Source organism: Gammaproteobacteria bacterium, assembly GCA_015709695.1.
Classification (GTDB): domain Bacteria; phylum Pseudomonadota; class Gammaproteobacteria; order Steroidobacterales.
In genome coordinates this window covers 1,106,247-1,119,882 of record CP054183.1, presented here as the reverse complement: position 1 = coordinate 1,119,882, position 13,636 = coordinate 1,106,247, and the positions used below count along the sequence as shown (strand labels likewise).

General features: G+C 68.0%; 14 protein-coding genes. 5 read left to right on the top strand and 9 right to left on the bottom strand.

Going from position 1 to position 13,636, the window contains the following annotated elements; genetic code table 11:
• Positions 1-41: 41 nt before the first annotated feature.
• From HRU81_05225 to HRU81_05210, 4 genes are read right to left on the bottom strand one after another with little or no spacing between them, the layout of a single operon-like run.
• On the bottom strand, positions 42-1,298 hold the full coding sequence (locus HRU81_05225) for an aminotransferase class I/II-fold pyridoxal phosphate-dependent enzyme (GenBank protein ID QOJ31548.1): 1,257 nt from the start codon (positions 1,296-1,298) through the stop codon (positions 42-44).
• A 15-nt stretch (positions 1,299-1,313) separates the two neighbouring features.
• Entirely contained in the window at positions 1,314-2,048 is a 735-nt protein-coding gene (locus HRU81_05220) for a hypothetical protein (GenBank protein ID QOJ31547.1), read from the bottom strand.
• Between the two features lie 43 nt (positions 2,049-2,091).
• Positions 2,092-2,592 carry a hypothetical protein gene (locus tag HRU81_05215; GenBank protein ID QOJ31546.1) on the bottom strand — a complete coding sequence of 167 codons (501 nt, stop codon included), beginning with the start codon at positions 2,590-2,592 and terminating at the stop codon, positions 2,092-2,094.
• A 1-nt stretch (position 2,593) separates the two neighbouring features.
• Positions 2,594-3,457 carry a sulfurtransferase gene (locus HRU81_05210; GenBank protein QOJ31545.1) on the bottom strand — a complete coding sequence of 288 codons (864 nt, stop codon included), beginning with the start codon at positions 3,455-3,457 and terminating at the stop codon, positions 2,594-2,596.
• A gap of 160 nt (positions 3,458-3,617) precedes the next feature.
• On the opposite strand from HRU81_05210, the gene HRU81_05205 reads away from it, so the two are divergent.
• Genes HRU81_05205 through HRU81_05195 form a run of 3 tightly spaced genes read left to right on the top strand, consistent with a single transcriptional unit; the run spans position 3,618 to position 6,536 of the window.
• Positions 3,618-4,358 (top strand): electron transfer flavoprotein subunit beta/FixA family protein, encoded by a 741-nt coding sequence (locus HRU81_05205; protein ID QOJ33292.1) that lies wholly within the window; start codon positions 3,618-3,620, stop codon positions 4,356-4,358.
• Positions 4,359-4,399: 41 nt separating this feature from the next.
• Complete coding sequence (locus tag HRU81_05200; protein ID QOJ31544.1) at positions 4,400-5,344, top strand: electron transfer flavoprotein subunit alpha/FixB family protein; 945 nt, start codon at positions 4,400-4,402, stop codon at positions 5,342-5,344.
• A 1-nt stretch (position 5,345) separates the two neighbouring features.
• Entirely contained in the window at positions 5,346-6,536 is a 1,191-nt protein-coding gene (locus tag HRU81_05195; GenBank protein ID QOJ31543.1) for a multidrug effflux MFS transporter, read from the top strand.
• Between the two features lie 5 nt (positions 6,537-6,541).
• Here HRU81_05195 and HRU81_05190 read toward each other — a convergent pair whose 3' ends face one another.
• The 4 genes from HRU81_05190 to HRU81_05175 all read right to left on the bottom strand — a co-directional run bounded on the left by HRU81_05190 (position 6,542) and on the right by HRU81_05175 (position 9,873).
• Positions 6,542-7,240, bottom strand: a complete 699-nt coding sequence (locus HRU81_05190; protein QOJ31542.1) for a hypothetical protein — start codon at positions 7,238-7,240, stop codon at positions 6,542-6,544.
• 79 nt (positions 7,241-7,319) lie between these two features.
• Complete coding sequence (locus tag HRU81_05185) at positions 7,320-7,802, bottom strand: peroxiredoxin (GenBank protein QOJ31541.1); 483 nt, start codon at positions 7,800-7,802, stop codon at positions 7,320-7,322.
• 2 nt (positions 7,803-7,804) lie between these two features.
• Entirely contained in the window at positions 7,805-9,157 is a 1,353-nt protein-coding gene (locus HRU81_05180) for an MFS transporter (protein QOJ31540.1), read from the bottom strand.
• A gap of 5 nt (positions 9,158-9,162) precedes the next feature.
• Complete coding sequence (locus HRU81_05175; GenBank protein ID QOJ31539.1) at positions 9,163-9,873, bottom strand: SDR family oxidoreductase; 711 nt, start codon at positions 9,871-9,873, stop codon at positions 9,163-9,165.
• A gap of 82 nt (positions 9,874-9,955) precedes the next feature.
• On the opposite strand from HRU81_05175, the gene HRU81_05170 reads away from it, so the two are divergent.
• Positions 9,956-11,464, top strand: coding sequence for an aldehyde dehydrogenase family protein (locus HRU81_05170; GenBank protein ID QOJ31538.1), 1,509 nt, complete (start codon positions 9,956-9,958; stop codon positions 11,462-11,464).
• A gap of 84 nt (positions 11,465-11,548) precedes the next feature.
• Here the strand turns inward: HRU81_05170 and HRU81_05165 are convergent, their stop codons facing one another.
• Positions 11,549-12,604, bottom strand: coding sequence for an aldo/keto reductase (locus HRU81_05165; GenBank protein ID QOJ31537.1), 1,056 nt, complete (start codon positions 12,602-12,604; stop codon positions 11,549-11,551).
• 161 nt (positions 12,605-12,765) lie between these two features.
• On the opposite strand from HRU81_05165, the gene HRU81_05160 reads away from it, so the two are divergent.
• A complete protein-coding gene (locus tag HRU81_05160) occupies positions 12,766-13,590 on the top strand; it encodes a helix-turn-helix domain-containing protein (protein ID QOJ31536.1) in 825 nt (274 codons plus the stop codon).
• Positions 13,591-13,636 lie beyond the last annotated feature (46 nt).

Here is a 13,636-nt window from a genome sequence, read left to right as displayed (position 1 = left end):
CAAGGACCGCGAAGACTTCCCTCATGTGGAGCGCAGCGGCATCAGCCGATCGTTTTCACCACCGCAGCCGGGCGCCTGGCGGCATAACCATCCAGCACTTCCTCCATGCGCCGGAAGACCTCGGCAAGGGTCGCGGCATCGGGCAGGTTCGTCACCCTGAAGTGGTTATTGTACGGCGTGTTGAAGCTGGTGCCGGGCGCGACCAGCACGTGCTTCTGCTCCAGCAGCTCCAGGGCGAACTCCTGGTCGTCGAAATGCGGGATGGCACGCCGGTCGACACCGATGAAGGCGTACATCGCGCCCTCCGGCTTCACCATGGTCAGGTAGCGGCTCGCGGCCACGCCGTCGATGAGGGCCTGCCGCGATTCGAACAGGCGTCCGCCCGGCCGCACCAGCTCGCGGATGCTCTGGAAGCCGCCGAGCGCCGTTTGCACGGCCCATTGCCCCGGGACGTTGCTGCACAGGCGCAGCGAGGCCAGCAGGTCCAGGCCCTGCAGGTAGGCCTGCGCCGCTTCCGTCGGCCCGCTGAACGACACCCAGCCGACGCGGTAGCCGCAGGCCCGGTAGATCTTCGACAGGCCGCTGAACGTGGCGCAGAGCGTGTCCTTGACGATGGTCGCCATGGGGATGAACGCGGCATCGTCATAGGTCATCTGGTCATAGATCTCGTCGCTGAAGACGATGAGCTTGTGCTTCTCGGCCAGCCGGGCGATGGCTTCCAGCGTGGCCCGCGAGTAGACCGCTCCGGTCGGGTTGTTGGGATTGATCAGCACCAGCGCCCGGGTCCGTGCCGTCACCAGGCGGGCCATGGCATCCAGGTCGGGCTGGAAACCCTGCTCCGGGGGACAGGGATAGTGCACCGCGCGTCCCCGATTGAGGGTGACGCTCGCCGTCCACAGCGGATAGTCAGGGCTCGGCACCAGCACCTCGTCACCCGGATCGAGCAGCGCGCGCAGGGTGAGGTCGATCAGCTCGCTGACCCCGTTGCCCATGAACACATGGTCGGCGGTCACGCCTGCCACGCCGCGGGCCTGCTGCTGCATGACCACCGCTTCGCGTGCCGGGAAGATGCCCTGTTGATGGCAATAGCCCTCGCTGGCCTGCAGGTTCTCGATCATCGCCAGGCGCATGGTCTCCGGCGTGCGGAAGCCGAACGGCCCCGGGTTGCCGATGTTCAGGGCAATGACCTCGTAGCCGCGCCGCTGCATTTCGTGTGCGCGCCGGGCCAGGCGACCGCGGATCTCGTAGCGCACGCCCTGCAGCGAATCACTCGGCTTGATACGGAAGTCGACGCTCATGGCTGCCACCCGTCCTCAATCCTTGCTGTGCACGAGCTCGGTGAGCTCGTAGCAGGTCTGCATGTAGCCGCCGATGACGCCCTTGAGGAAGACGAAGTCGCCGTCCGCGGTGCACCAGATGTCATAGGGTGGATGCTCCACCGGCAGGCCGGGCGCCGAGACGAAGCGGAAATGCAGCGCATCGAACCGGCCTGCTGCCACCTCGATGCTCTCTTCGCCGACGAAATCGATGCACAGCCCGGCGCGGAACAGCAAGGGGCCGGTGGCGCCCCGATGATCCGGGGAGGAGAGCAGGATTTCATCCACCATCTGCACGCCCCGGCGCTTGCGGTCGTACAGGCGCAGGTGCCAGGCGTCGCACTGGATGGCGTGGTTCTGGAAGGTACGCAGCCGCCCGCTGGTTTCCATCCGCTGGGTCACGCGCCCCTCGATCGCCGTGAAGGTCTCGCATTCGGCGTAGTCGGCACCGAAACGGAACCATCCCGTGCCCATGAAGCGGTCGTCGACCGACAGCCGCACGAAGCAGTCCGTCGGGTACCAGTCCGCGTCGAGGCTGTAGGTGATGTCACGCATGACGCTGGGCCGGTCGTCGATCTCGCAGTGGGCGATGCAGCTGCGGCGGCCATCGCTGTGGGTATCGATCATGAAATACTCGCGCCCCCGCTCCTGGCCGAGCCGGTCGGGCTTGTTGCTGGTGTAGCGGATCGTGCCCCGTACCGAACGGTGGTCACGCTGCAGGATGCTGCTCATCGTTTTCATTCCTCGCCTTGATGTCTTTCCATGATGCCCGCGGTCAGTGGCGCTGCTCACCCGCCAGGTCCCGCTCGATTTCCGCGCCGGCGGCCGGTTGCGGTACCGGCTTCGCCGGCACCGCCGCCTTGCCGAAACGCGCTTCGAGGCCAGCCAGGGCTGGTTCGTCGAGCCGGTACACGCCGATCACCGACAGCCTCTGGAGGCCGCCGCCAGGCTGCTCCACCAGCAGCGCTTCGCCGGCGTAGCCGCAGATGCGCGCGCTGCTGGCCTCGAAGGCGAGCACCGTCGCGTGACGCAGGCCGGACGATGGCGGGCTGACCTGCATATGGTACGGATCGGAGCGGCTCGGCGCGAACACGATCAGGTTGCGGTCGTCCAGCACCTCGAAGTCCATGACCGTGCGCCTGAGGAAGCAGTCGGCCTGGCCGAATTCGCCGGCGCGGACGAAAGGCCGCGCCGGTTGCTCCTCGCCTCCGCCGCCGGCACAGGCCGACAACAGCGGCAGGACCAGCCATGCCAGCGCCTGTCGGTGCAGCCGCATGTCAGCCCGGCCCGCCATCCGCCGCCGTCGCTACCGGCCGGGCCGGATCACGGATCCACTCGCTCCAGGAGCCGGGATACAGGCTGGCAGTGCCGAGACCCGCCCGCTCCAGCGCGAAGATGAGGTGGCAGGCCGTCACCCCTGAACCGCACATGGCGGCGACTTGCCGCGCCGCCTGTGCCGGGCCTGACAGGGCCGTCCGCAGGCCGGCGGGATCGAGAAACCGGCCGTCCGCACCCAGGTTGTGCTGGTAGGGTGCATTCAGCGCGCCGGGAACGTGGCCAGCCACCGGATCGAGGGCCTCATCGCGGCCCAGATAGCGTGACGGCGCGCGGGCGTCCAGCAAGGCGAGGGACCGGTCACGCAACCCGGCGGTGATCTCCCGGGCGTCGCATGTCGGCATCTGCCCGGGTGTCCCGGCAAACCGGCCCGGCCCAGGCTGCGGTGCGGTGGTCGACAGCGGCAAGCCCTGCGCCAGCCAGGCGCCGAGGCCGCCGTCGAGCAGTGCGGCCCGCCGGTGCCCCATCCAGCGCAGCAGCCACCAGAGGCGCGCGGCAATGGCGCCGCCGGCATCGTCGTAGGCCACGACCAGGGTCGTGCTGCCTACGCCCCAGCGGGAAAACAACGCAGCCAGTGCCGCGGGTGCCGGCAGCGGATGCCTGCCGCTGGCCGGCGTGACCGGCCCGGCAAGGTCGCGATCCATGTGCGCGTACCAGGCTCCCGGAATATGGCCGGCCCGCCAGGCCTGCTCGCCGGCCTCCGGCCGGGCGAGATCGAAGCGGCAATCGACGATGACGCGATCATCGGCCGGCGCGGCCAGCTGCGCCGCCGACAACAGCATGGCCGATGTGTGCTCAGCAGGCATGGCAGCCTCCTTCCGCCACGGGTGCTTGTAACCGCCGCACGGGCCAGACGAAAATACCGGCCTTGCTGCCGCCGACCGGACCGGTAAGTACCGACCGCCGGACGGCGGCCAGGGCTGGCGCCGCCAGCCCCACAGCGGAGTCCCGAACTTGCAGAAGATCATGGTATGCCTCAAGCGGGTCGTTGACTACAACGTCCGCGTGCGCCTGAAAGCGGACAATTCAGGTGTGGTCACCGAGGGGGTCAAGATGAGCATCAACCCCTTCGACGAGATCGCCCTCGAGGAAGCACTGCGCCTGCGCGAGCGCGGTGCAGCAGCGGAAGTGCTGGTGGTCACCATCGGCCCGGCGGACTGCCAGCAGCAGTTGCGTACCGGGCTCGCCATGGGAGCCGACCGCGCCATCCTCGTGGAGCATGCCGGGGAGATCCTGCCGCTGACCGCGGCACGCGCTTTCCTGCGGCTCGTGGAGCGCGAGCAGCCGGGCCTGGTGCTGCTCGGCAAGCAGGCCATCGACGATGACTGCAACCAGACCGGCCAGATGCTGGCTGCCCTCTGGGACCGGCCGCAGGCCACCTTCGCCTCCAGGCTGGAGGTGACGGGAACCACCGCCAGCGTGACCCGCGAAGTCGATGCCGGCCTGGAGGTCATCGACGTCGACCTGCCGGCGGTGGTGACCACGGACCTGCGCCTCAACGAGCCCCGCTACGTGAAGCTGCCGGACATCATGAAGGCGAAGAAGAAACCGCTGGAGACGCTGACGCTGGCCGCGCTGGGTATCGAGGCAGCCAGCCACCTGCGGACCGTGGCATGGGAAGCGCCGCAGCCGCGCCAGAAGGGCACCATGGTCAGCGATGTCGACGGCTTGCTGGCCAGCCTTCGCGACAAGGGCTTCTTCAACTGACCTCCCCTTCACGCCGAACTTCCAACCAGGACTGGACCAAGATGGCCAAGGTACTCGTCGTCGCCGAACATTCGGGGGGCAGCCTCAACCAGAGCACGGCCCGTTGCATCAGCTGTGCGCTGCAGATCGATGCGGCGGGCGCCGACGTCGTGGTGCTCGGCAGCGATTGCGCCGCACCGGCGGCGCAGGCCGCGGCATTGCAGGGCGTGGCCCGGGTGCGCACCCTGCAGAGGGCCGAGAACGCCGCGCCGCTGGCCGCGGTGCTGGCGCCGCAGGTGGCGGCACTCGCAGCCGGCTACAGCCACGTGCTCGGACCCTCCACCACCTTTGGCAAGGACCTCATGCCGCGCATCGCCGGACTGCTTGGCGTCGACCAGGTCAGCGACCTGATGAGCGTCGAGGGACCACGCCGCTTCAAGCGGCCGGTCTACGCGGGCAACGCGCTCATCACGGTGGAAGTGGCAGATGGCGTGCCGGTGGTGGCCACCGTGCGTGCCGCCTCGTTCAAGCCGGCGGGGCCCGGCGGGCCGGCGCCGGTGGAGACAGCGGAAGCGGCGACAACACTGCCAGGGCACACGCGCTTCGTGGAACTGCGCGCGGGCGGCGGTGGCGACCGCCCGGACCTGCAGACCGCCCGCGTGGTGATCTCCGGCGGCCGCGGTGTCGGCAGCGAGGCCAACTTCGCCCTGCTCTATGATCTCGCCGCGAAAGTCGGCGCCGCCGTCGGTGCCTCGCGCGCAGCGGTCGATGCCGGCTACGTACCCAATGACATGCAGGTCGGCCAGACGGGCAAGATCATCGCACCGGAGCTGTACATGGCATTCGGCATATCCGGTGCCATCCAGCACCTGACGGGCATCAAGGACGCCGGCCTGATCGTCGCCGTCAACAAGGATCCCGAGGCAGCCATCTTCCAGGTCGCCGACATCGGCCTGGTGGGCGACCTGTTCGAAGTCATTCCCGCGCTGGCAAAGCGGCTGGCCTGAATTGCCCGACGCCGAGGCAGCACGGCCCTCGCTGGTCCTGCTCAGCCTGGCGAGTTCGCTCTCGCCATTCGGCATGATCGTCGTGGTGCCGACACTGGCGGCCATGGCTGCCGCCTTCGGCATCGACAACGGCGAGGCGCAATACCTGATCGCCGCCTATTTGTTCGGTCTCGGGGTCGGCCAGCCGCTGGCCGGCGCGCTGTCCGACCGCATCGGACGCCGGCCGGTGATGCTGGCCGGCTTCGCGCTGTTCACCCTGGCAAGCCTCGGCTGCCTGTTCAGCCCGACTTATCCGGCACTGGTCCTCATGCGCATCCTGCAGGCCCTCGGTGCCAGCGTCGGTACCGTCGGCTCCCGCGCCATCGTGCGCGACACCCACGACGCCCTGGGTGCGGTGCGGGCACTGGCCTGGATCGGAGCGGCCATGGGTGTCGCGCCGGTGGTCGGGCCGGCTGTGGGCGGCCTGCTGGGTGCATCGGCAGGCCCTACATCGGTTTTCGGGGCCAGCGCAGTGCTGGGATTCGTCGTCACCATCGCGCTCGGCATGCACCTGCCCGAGACACGGGGCACGGGCGCCACGACCAGACGCCAGACCACCAGCTGGCTGGTCAGCTACCGGGAGCTGCTGGGCTCCCGTGTCTTCATGGGCTACACGCTGATGTATGCGTTCACCCAGGGCTGCTTCTTCGCCTTCCTCGCTGTCGGCGCCATCGTCTTCCAGGAGCATCTGGGCCTGGGCCAGCAGCAATTCGGCCTGATCTGGAGCAGCATGGGCCTGGTCTACATCGCCGGGGCAACCATGGGCGCGCGGCTCAGCTCGGGCATCAGCGTGTCGAAGGCGTTGCGCTGGGCCGCCCTCGGCGCCGCTGCCGCCGGCATCGCGCTGGCGCTCGCCGCTTCGGCCCTGGGCGTGTCACTGGCCGGGCTGATGCTGCCGCTGGCCGGATTGATGTTGACCGCGGGTATCACCACACCGCTTTCCACCGCGGGCACGGTGAACCACCGGCCGGACATTGCCGGCACCGCATCGGGTCTGTCGAGTTCCCTGGCGCTGGTCACCAGCGGCAGCTTCAGCATCATCGCCGGCCAGCTCTACGACGGCTCGTTCGCCCCCGTGGCCTGGATGATCGCCGCCTCGGCCACGCTGAGCGCCTGTGCCTGGTGGATGACCCGTGGCCAGCCCGTCGGCTGACCGGCTCAGCCGCCGGCGCCGGGCTTCCAGACGCCGATGAATGCCGACAGGGCAACCCCCACCCAGATCGCCCAGACGTAGGGCCGGCAGGCCATCAGGCCGTCGAGCATCTTCTGGTTGCTGGCCGGTGTGGCGCCCTGGCCGGCCATCATGCGGAAACCCTCGATGAACGGCGGCAGTTTCTTGCGGATCATGAAACCGCAGAAGATCAGGAAGGCGAAGACCAGCAGTTTGGCGGCGATCCAGGGAAACGGCTGCAGCGGGCCCGTGACCCAGTGATAGACGACCGACACGACGAGCCCGACGATCATGACGCCGCGGAAGTAGTAGTCACCCCTGGCCAGATGCTGGCCAAACGTTGTGCCCTCCTTCGCGTGCACCATGTGAACGACCCATACCCAGATCGGACCCAGGGCGACGATGCCGATCATCTGCCATAGCGGATGCCGGTAACCGACGAACTCGGCCAGCACCCCGCCCACCGTCAGCATCAGCGCCAGGCAGTAGCGCGGCAGCATGTCCAGGTTGACGAAGATCTTGAAGGCCGTCAGTCGGGCTTCCTTCGACAACTTCTCGTTGACGACGAAGGTGCTGGAATAGAACACGCCGGCATCGGCGCCGAGCCAGTAGACGAACAGCAGCACGTGCAGGTACTTCACCAGCGCGTAGCTGATGGGCAGGGTGTGGACGAGTGATTCTTCCATGGGCTCTCCGCTGGCCTGGGCGGGCCGCCAGCGGCTGGCGGCCCGTGCATGCTGGCCGCCGCAGGCGGCCGCCGCGTCCTCAGAGGCTTTTCAGCACATGCTCGGCGGCGCTGACCTTGAACTCGCGCGGCGCCTCGACGTGCAACTGCCTGACGATGCCGTCCTTGACGACGATGGCGAAGCGCTGACTGCGCATGCCGAGGCCAAGGCCGGAGACGTCGAGTTCCAGGCCCAGCGCCCTGGTGTAGGTGCCATTGCCATCGGCCAGCATCAGCACCTTGTCGCCGACCTGCCGGTCGCGTCCCCAGGCATCCATGACGAAGGCATCGTTGACTGCCATGCAGGCGATAGTGTCCACGCCCTTCGCGCGGATCTCCGCTGCGTGCTTCACGTAGCCCGGCAGGTGGTTCATCGAGCAGGTCGGCGTGAAGGCGCCGGGCACGGCGAACAGCACGACGGTCTTGCCCTTGAAGAGATCCGCGGAGGACAGGCTTCCCGGGCCATCCTTGGTCATGATGCCGAAGCTGCCTTCGGGCATGCGGTCGCCGACTTTGATCGTCATGGTCATTCTCCCCGTCGCGGTGAATCGAGGGCCGGTATCGTACCAGAATCGATCGCGCCGCCCGCCGGGCCTGCCCCGTCCGCCGGCTCGTCGATCCTGCGAATCTGCGGCACCAACCAACTGATGAACAGCGCCGAGAGCAGCTGCGTCAGGCCGACCGCCCAGAACACCGGCGCATAGGCCATGTGTTCGCTGATCCAGCCGGCGGCCGTGACGAACGCCATGCCGCCGAAGCTGCCCACCGCCCCGAACAGGCCCCAGACGCTGCCCGCGCGCGTCGAAGCAAACAGGTCGATCGGCAGCGCGAACAAATTGGCGGCCTTGAACTGGATGGCGAACATGGCCACGGCGATGAGTCCCAGCGCCAGCGCCGCGGAGTCGACGCTGACCGCCGGCAATGTCAGTGGCACCACCAGCGCACCGGCCCAGATCAGCCGCTTGCGCGCGCGGTCCACCGACATGCCGGCCGATATCAGGCGACGGCTGGCCCAGCCCCCCGCGAGGCTGCCGGCGTCGGCGGCGAGGAATGGCAGCCAGGCGAAGGCAGCGATTTCGCGGATATCGAAGCCGCGGGCCTGCGCCAGGTAGGTCGGCAGCCAGGCAATGAAGAAATAGAATCCGCCGTCGTTCGCGAAACGGCTGAGCACCAGGCCCCAGACTTCGCGGTGGCGCAGATACCCGGCCAGATCGCGCCAGGACTGGCTGCCTGCGCCGCCAGCAGCCTCCTCACGCTGCGCGAGGATCAGCGCCCGTTCGTCGGGGTGCAATCGCGGATGATCCTCCGGCAACCAGTACCAGCGCTGCCAGACCCACAGCCAGGCCAGGCCAACGGCCCCGGGCACCAGGAATGCCGCCTGCCAGCCTGCCACGGCGACCAGGCCGCCCAGCAGCGGCGGAGCGATGACGGCGCCAAGCCCGGGCCCGACGGTGACGATGCCCACGGCGAGCGACCTCTCGGCACGCGGGAACCACTCGGCAACCGCCTTGACCGCGGCCGGGAAGTTCGCGGCCTCGGTGAGCCCCAGCAGTGCCCGCAGGCCGAGCAAGCCGAGGAAGCCGCCGCCACCCGCATGGGCCATGCCGACGATGCTCCACGCGAGTACCGCGATGAAGAATGCCCGCCGGGTGCCGGCCCGGTCGATCAACGGGCCGCAGGCCAGGTGGCCCAGGGCGTAGGCCAGCAGGAAAGCCGAGTTGATCAGCCCGAACTCGGTGTTGCTCAGCCGGAACTCGTCGATGAGCACGGGGCCGGCCACCGCCAGTGCCTGCCGGTCGAGATAATTGATGGTGGTGATCAGGCACAGCAGGATGGCGATCCACCATCGCAGGGCCAGGCGGCCTGGACGCAGCGACACCATCCTCAAAAGGGCAGGATCGCGCCATCCCAGGCGAGCAGTTGTCCCGCCTGGGCTGCCGTCAGCCCGTCGATGACCCGGCGCACACCGGCAACGGCCGTCGCCACATCCAGTGGCGCCCCGGGGCCACCCATGCCGGTGCGGACCCAGCCCGGATGGACTGCCGCCGCGAGTATCCCCCGGGGAAGCAGGTCGATGGCCATGGATTTCATGACCGCGGTCACCGCCGCCTTGCTGGCCCGGTAGCCGTACAGCCCGCCGCTGGTATTGAGCGTGTTGCTGCCCACCATGCTGCTCAGGGTGATGATCTTCCGCTGGCTGCTGCGGGCGACGTGCGCAACGAACGCCTCGGCCATTTTCATCGGTCCCACCACGTTGGTGCGCCAGGCCAGTTCCCAGGCGGCGAAGTCGGACTGCCCGAAAGCCTGGTCTGCTCCGGCACCCGCGGCGAAATCACGCCCGCCCATGACGCCCGCATTGTTCAGGAGCACGTCGATGGCCTCGCCTTCCAGCGTTGCCGCAAGTCGGTCGATCTCCGCGTGCCGGGTCACGTCCAGCCTCGCCAGGGTCACCGTCGGCGAAGCCGCCGCCAGGGCCTCGAGTTCGGGCGCCGTAGCCCGGCTGCAGGCCCAGACACGCCAGCCTGCCGCGGCATACTGCCGCGTGAACTCCAGTCCCAGGCCGCGGCTGGCACCGGTCACGAGGATGGCTGGCATGGCTTGCCTTGATTCGCCGATGACCGGCCAATTATGCTCACCGGCCAGCTTTTTCGCATCGACGCCAGCAAAGGACCTGCACATGAGCGCCGCGCCCCGCAGCATCACCCCGTCACAGGCTGCCCGAGATTTCCTCGCCCGCCGCCACCAGCTCTTCATCGGCGGCCGATGGGTGGATCCGGCCGAACCCGGCAGCATCGAAGTGTTCGATCCCGCCTCCGAGGCGCGGATCGCCACGGTCGCCCGGGGTGGGCCGCGCGACATCGACCGCGCCGTCGCCGCCGCCCGCACCGCTTTCGAGGGAGAGTGGTCACGCATCGGCTCGCACCAGCGCTCGCGCCTGCTGTTCCGCCTTGCCGACGAACTGGAGGCGCATCTCGACCTGGCGGTGGAACTCGAGGTCCTCGACAATGGCATGCCCCGGCCCATTGCCCACTACTCCATCGCCAAGTTCGGCTGCGATTTCCTGCGCTACTACGGCGGCTGGTGCACCAAGATCCTCGGCGAGACGATCCCCGTGCAGCCGCACGACGTTGCCAATGGCGAGTCGCTGACCTACACGCGCCGCGAACCCATCGGCGTGGTAGGTGCCATCGTGCCGTGGAACTCACCGCTGATCATGGCGGTCCTGAAGCTGGCCCCGGCGCTTGCGGCCGGCTGCACCGTGGTGCTGAAGCCCGCGGAGCTCACGCCGATGACGGCGCTGCTGCTCGGCGACATCATCGCCAAGGTGGGCATCCCGGCCGGCGTCGTGAACATCGTCCCGGGATATGGCCATGATGCCGGCGCCGCCCTCGCGGCACATGATGGCGTCGACAAGATCGCCTTCACCGGCTCCACCGAGGTGGGCCGGAAGATCCTGCTGGCAGCTGCCGGCAACCTCAAGCGGGTCACCCTGGAACTCGGGGGCAAGTCACCCTTCGTGGTGTTCCCCGATGCCGACCTGACGAGGGTGATTCCCGGCGCCGCGCGCGGCGCATTCTTCCTGCAGGGCCAGAACTGCATGGCGAGCACGCGCCTGTTCGTCCATGACGACGTGTTCGAGCCGGTTGTTGAAGGCATTGCGAAGCTCGCGGGAGCATTTCGGCTTGGACCCGGCCTGTCACCCGAATCCGACCTCGGGCCGCTGATTTCGGCCGAGCAGCGGCAGCGCGTCATGGGCTACATCGGCGACGGACGCAACTCCGGTGCCGAACTGGTCTGCGGCGGTGACGCGCCGGCCGGCAAGGGTTTCTTCGTGCGTCCCACGGTGTTCGCGCACACCAGCATGGACATGAAGATCGCCCGCGAGGAGATCTTCGGACCGGTGCTCTGCGTACAGTCCTTCAACGACAGCGACCTGAAGGCTGTCGCCGCGGAGGCGAACAAGACCATCTACGGGCTCTCCGGCAGCGTCTGGACCCGCGACATCTCGGTCGCCCACCGGATGGTCAACCTGATCGACTCCGGCCAGGTCAGCATCAACTGCCACGCGGCAGTAGACCCTGCCATTCCCTTCGGCGGCAATCGCCAGTCGGGCTGGGGCCGCGAATTCGGTCGCGAGGGCCTGGACCCCTACCTGAAAACCAAGGCCACCACCGTCATGTTCTGATACGGGTGCCGGTGTTACGGTTTCGGTAATCGCACCCCGGAATGCCGGCAGCGAGCAGCCGCCTGCGCCGGCATGGCCGGACCGTCAGGAAATGCGCCCCGGCTGCATGCGGTCCACGACCTCGCCGTGCATGAGGCGCTGGAAAAACTCGCTCCCCAGGAGGGCTTGCGGGTACTCGGGTACCGGCGCCGACAGGCCATCGATGCGGGCGAGCTGTGCAGCGGTGAGCTGCAGCCCCAGGCTGCCGATGTTCTCCTCGAACTGACGCAGACTGCGCGCCCCGATGATCGGCACCACGGTGACGGTGCTGCGCTGGCAGAGCCAGGCCAGCGCCAGCTGTGCAGGACGACAGCCGGTCTCCACCGCCATGGTGGACAGCGCCTCGGCCACCGCCCGGCTGCGGTCGTTGAGGACGCGGGCGGCACGTGGGCCCTGCCCCAGGCGTGCGCCCTCGCGTCCCGAAGCCGGCGCTGCGGCATCGAACTTCCCGGTCAGCAATCCGCCAGCCAGCGGACTCCAGGGCGTGATGGCCATGTCCTGGGCCGCCGCCAGCTGGAAGAATTCCCGCTCGATGCTGCGCTCGACGAGGTTGTAGTGCAGTTGCACCGCGGTGAACGGCGTCCAGCCGCGCTCCGCCGCGAGCGTATTGGCACTCGCCACCACCCAGGCCGGGGCATTGGACACCCCGATATGCAGCACCTTGCCCGCGCGCACCTGGTCGTCGAGGGCACGCATCAGTTCATCCAGCCTGGTGCTGGCGTCCCAGCCGTGTACCCAGAAGAGGTCCACGTATCCGGTGCCCAGGCGACGCAGGCTGGCTTCCAGTGCCTGCGCCAGATTCTTGCGGTGGTTACCGCCTGCATTGGGATCATCGGTACGGGTGTTGAGGCTGAACTTGGTGGCGATGACCAGCCGATCACGCTCGGTGCCGATGAACCGGCCAAGCATGCGTTCGCTGGTCCCGCGGTTGTAGACATTGGCGGTATCGATGAAATTGCCGCCGGCAGACAGGAAGGCGTCGAAGATCGCCCGGCATTCGGTTTCCGCGGCCCCGATGCCCATTTCTTCGCCGAAGGTCATGGTCCCCAGGCAGAGTTCGGAAACCTGCAGGCCGCTGCGTCCTAATTTCTTGTATTTCATTGTCTTGTAACCACTTTATTCAAATACTTATCAGGTACCGGTCGTTGCTGGACTGGCCTGCGCGCCCGAATCTAGCAGATTGTCCGGGACCAGGCCGCTGGCAATGGCAGGCGCGCCCTCTATAATTGTCCACCTGTCAGACTGATTTCGATACCAACACAATGACATCCACCCGACCAATTCGCGCCCTGCAGCGGGGCCTCGAAGTCCTGCAGGTGCTCAACCTGCAGAACGGCGCCACGGTTTCCGAAGTCGCCGCAGCCATCGACCTGCCGCGAACCACCACATACCGCATCCTCGAGACTCTCTGCATTGCCGGCTATGCCTATCGCGCCGCCAGCGACGAGCGCTACCGCCTGACCATCATGGTCAGGGGGCTCAGCGACGGCTTCGACGACGAGGCCTGGGTCACGCAGATCGCACGACCCTACATCTACGACCTCTGCAACGAGTTCGTCTGGCCGATAGCCGTGGCCACGCTGTCGGGCACCAGCATGCTCATGCGCCAGACCACCGATCACCGCAGCCCGCTGGCCATCGAGAAACGCGGCCCCGGCTTCCGCGTGCCGATCCTCGCCTCGGCATCGGGCGTTGCCTACCTGGCTTTCTGCCCCGAGCAGCAGTGCGAGGCTATCCTCGACATGCTGGCCAAGTCGCGGCACGAGGAGGACAAGCCCGCGCGCAACCGCAAGAAGATCCACGAGGCCCTGGTGGAAGTGCGTCGGCGCGGCTTTGCCTCGAATCGGCGCGCGCGGCGAGTATCCGACGAGATCAGCCTGTCGGTCCCGGTGATGGCAGCGGATCGTCTGCTGGCGGCACTGACCATTCGTTTCGCCTGCACGGCGGTTCCCGAGGCCGAGGGCATCGAGCGCTTCGTCCCGCGCCTGCGCAGCACCGCGGCGAGGATCGGCAGCGAATTCATGCTTCAGGCGGAACAGGACGCTCGCGCCGCGGCAGGCCAGCCACCCATCGTCGCGACCCAGTAGCACGCTCCGCGCGATTGCCCCGGAAAACGACCGGGCCCGTGTGAGG

What these genes read in the sequence shown, in the direction of transcription:
- HRU81_05200 (QOJ31544.1), top strand. Translation starts at nt 4,400, where the DNA reads ATGGCCAAGGTACTCGTCGTCGCCGAACATTCGGGGGGCAGCCTCAAC.
- HRU81_05190 (QOJ31542.1), bottom strand. Translation starts at nt 7,240, where the DNA reads ATGGAAGAATCACTCGTCCACACCCTGCCCATCAGCTACGCGCTGGTG.
- HRU81_05205 (QOJ33292.1), top strand. Translation starts at nt 3,618, where the DNA reads ATGGTATGCCTCAAGCGGGTCGTTGACTACAACGTCCGCGTGCGCCTG.
- HRU81_05160 (QOJ31536.1), top strand. Translation starts at nt 12,766, where the DNA reads ATGACATCCACCCGACCAATTCGCGCCCTGCAGCGGGGCCTCGAAGTC.
- HRU81_05225 (QOJ31548.1), bottom strand. Translation starts at nt 1,298, where the DNA reads ATGAGCGTCGACTTCCGTATCAAGCCGAGTGATTCGCTGCAGGGCGTG.
- HRU81_05215 (QOJ31546.1), bottom strand. Translation starts at nt 2,592, where the DNA reads ATGCGGCTGCACCGACAGGCGCTGGCATGGCTGGTCCTGCCGCTGTTG.
- HRU81_05170 (QOJ31538.1), top strand. Translation starts at nt 9,956, where the DNA reads ATGAGCGCCGCGCCCCGCAGCATCACCCCGTCACAGGCTGCCCGAGAT.
- HRU81_05220 (QOJ31547.1), bottom strand. Translation starts at nt 2,048, where the DNA reads ATGAGCAGCATCCTGCAGCGTGACCACCGTTCGGTACGGGGCACGATC.
- HRU81_05185 (QOJ31541.1), bottom strand. Translation starts at nt 7,802, where the DNA reads ATGACGATCAAAGTCGGCGACCGCATGCCCGAAGGCAGCTTCGGCATC.
- HRU81_05165 (QOJ31537.1), bottom strand. Translation starts at nt 12,604, where the DNA reads ATGAAATACAAGAAATTAGGACGCAGCGGCCTGCAGGTTTCCGAACTC.
- HRU81_05210 (QOJ31545.1), bottom strand. Translation starts at nt 3,457, where the DNA reads ATGCCTGCTGAGCACACATCGGCCATGCTGTTGTCGGCGGCGCAGCTG.
- HRU81_05175 (QOJ31539.1), bottom strand. Translation starts at nt 9,873, where the DNA reads ATGCCAGCCATCCTCGTGACCGGTGCCAGCCGCGGCCTGGGACTGGAG.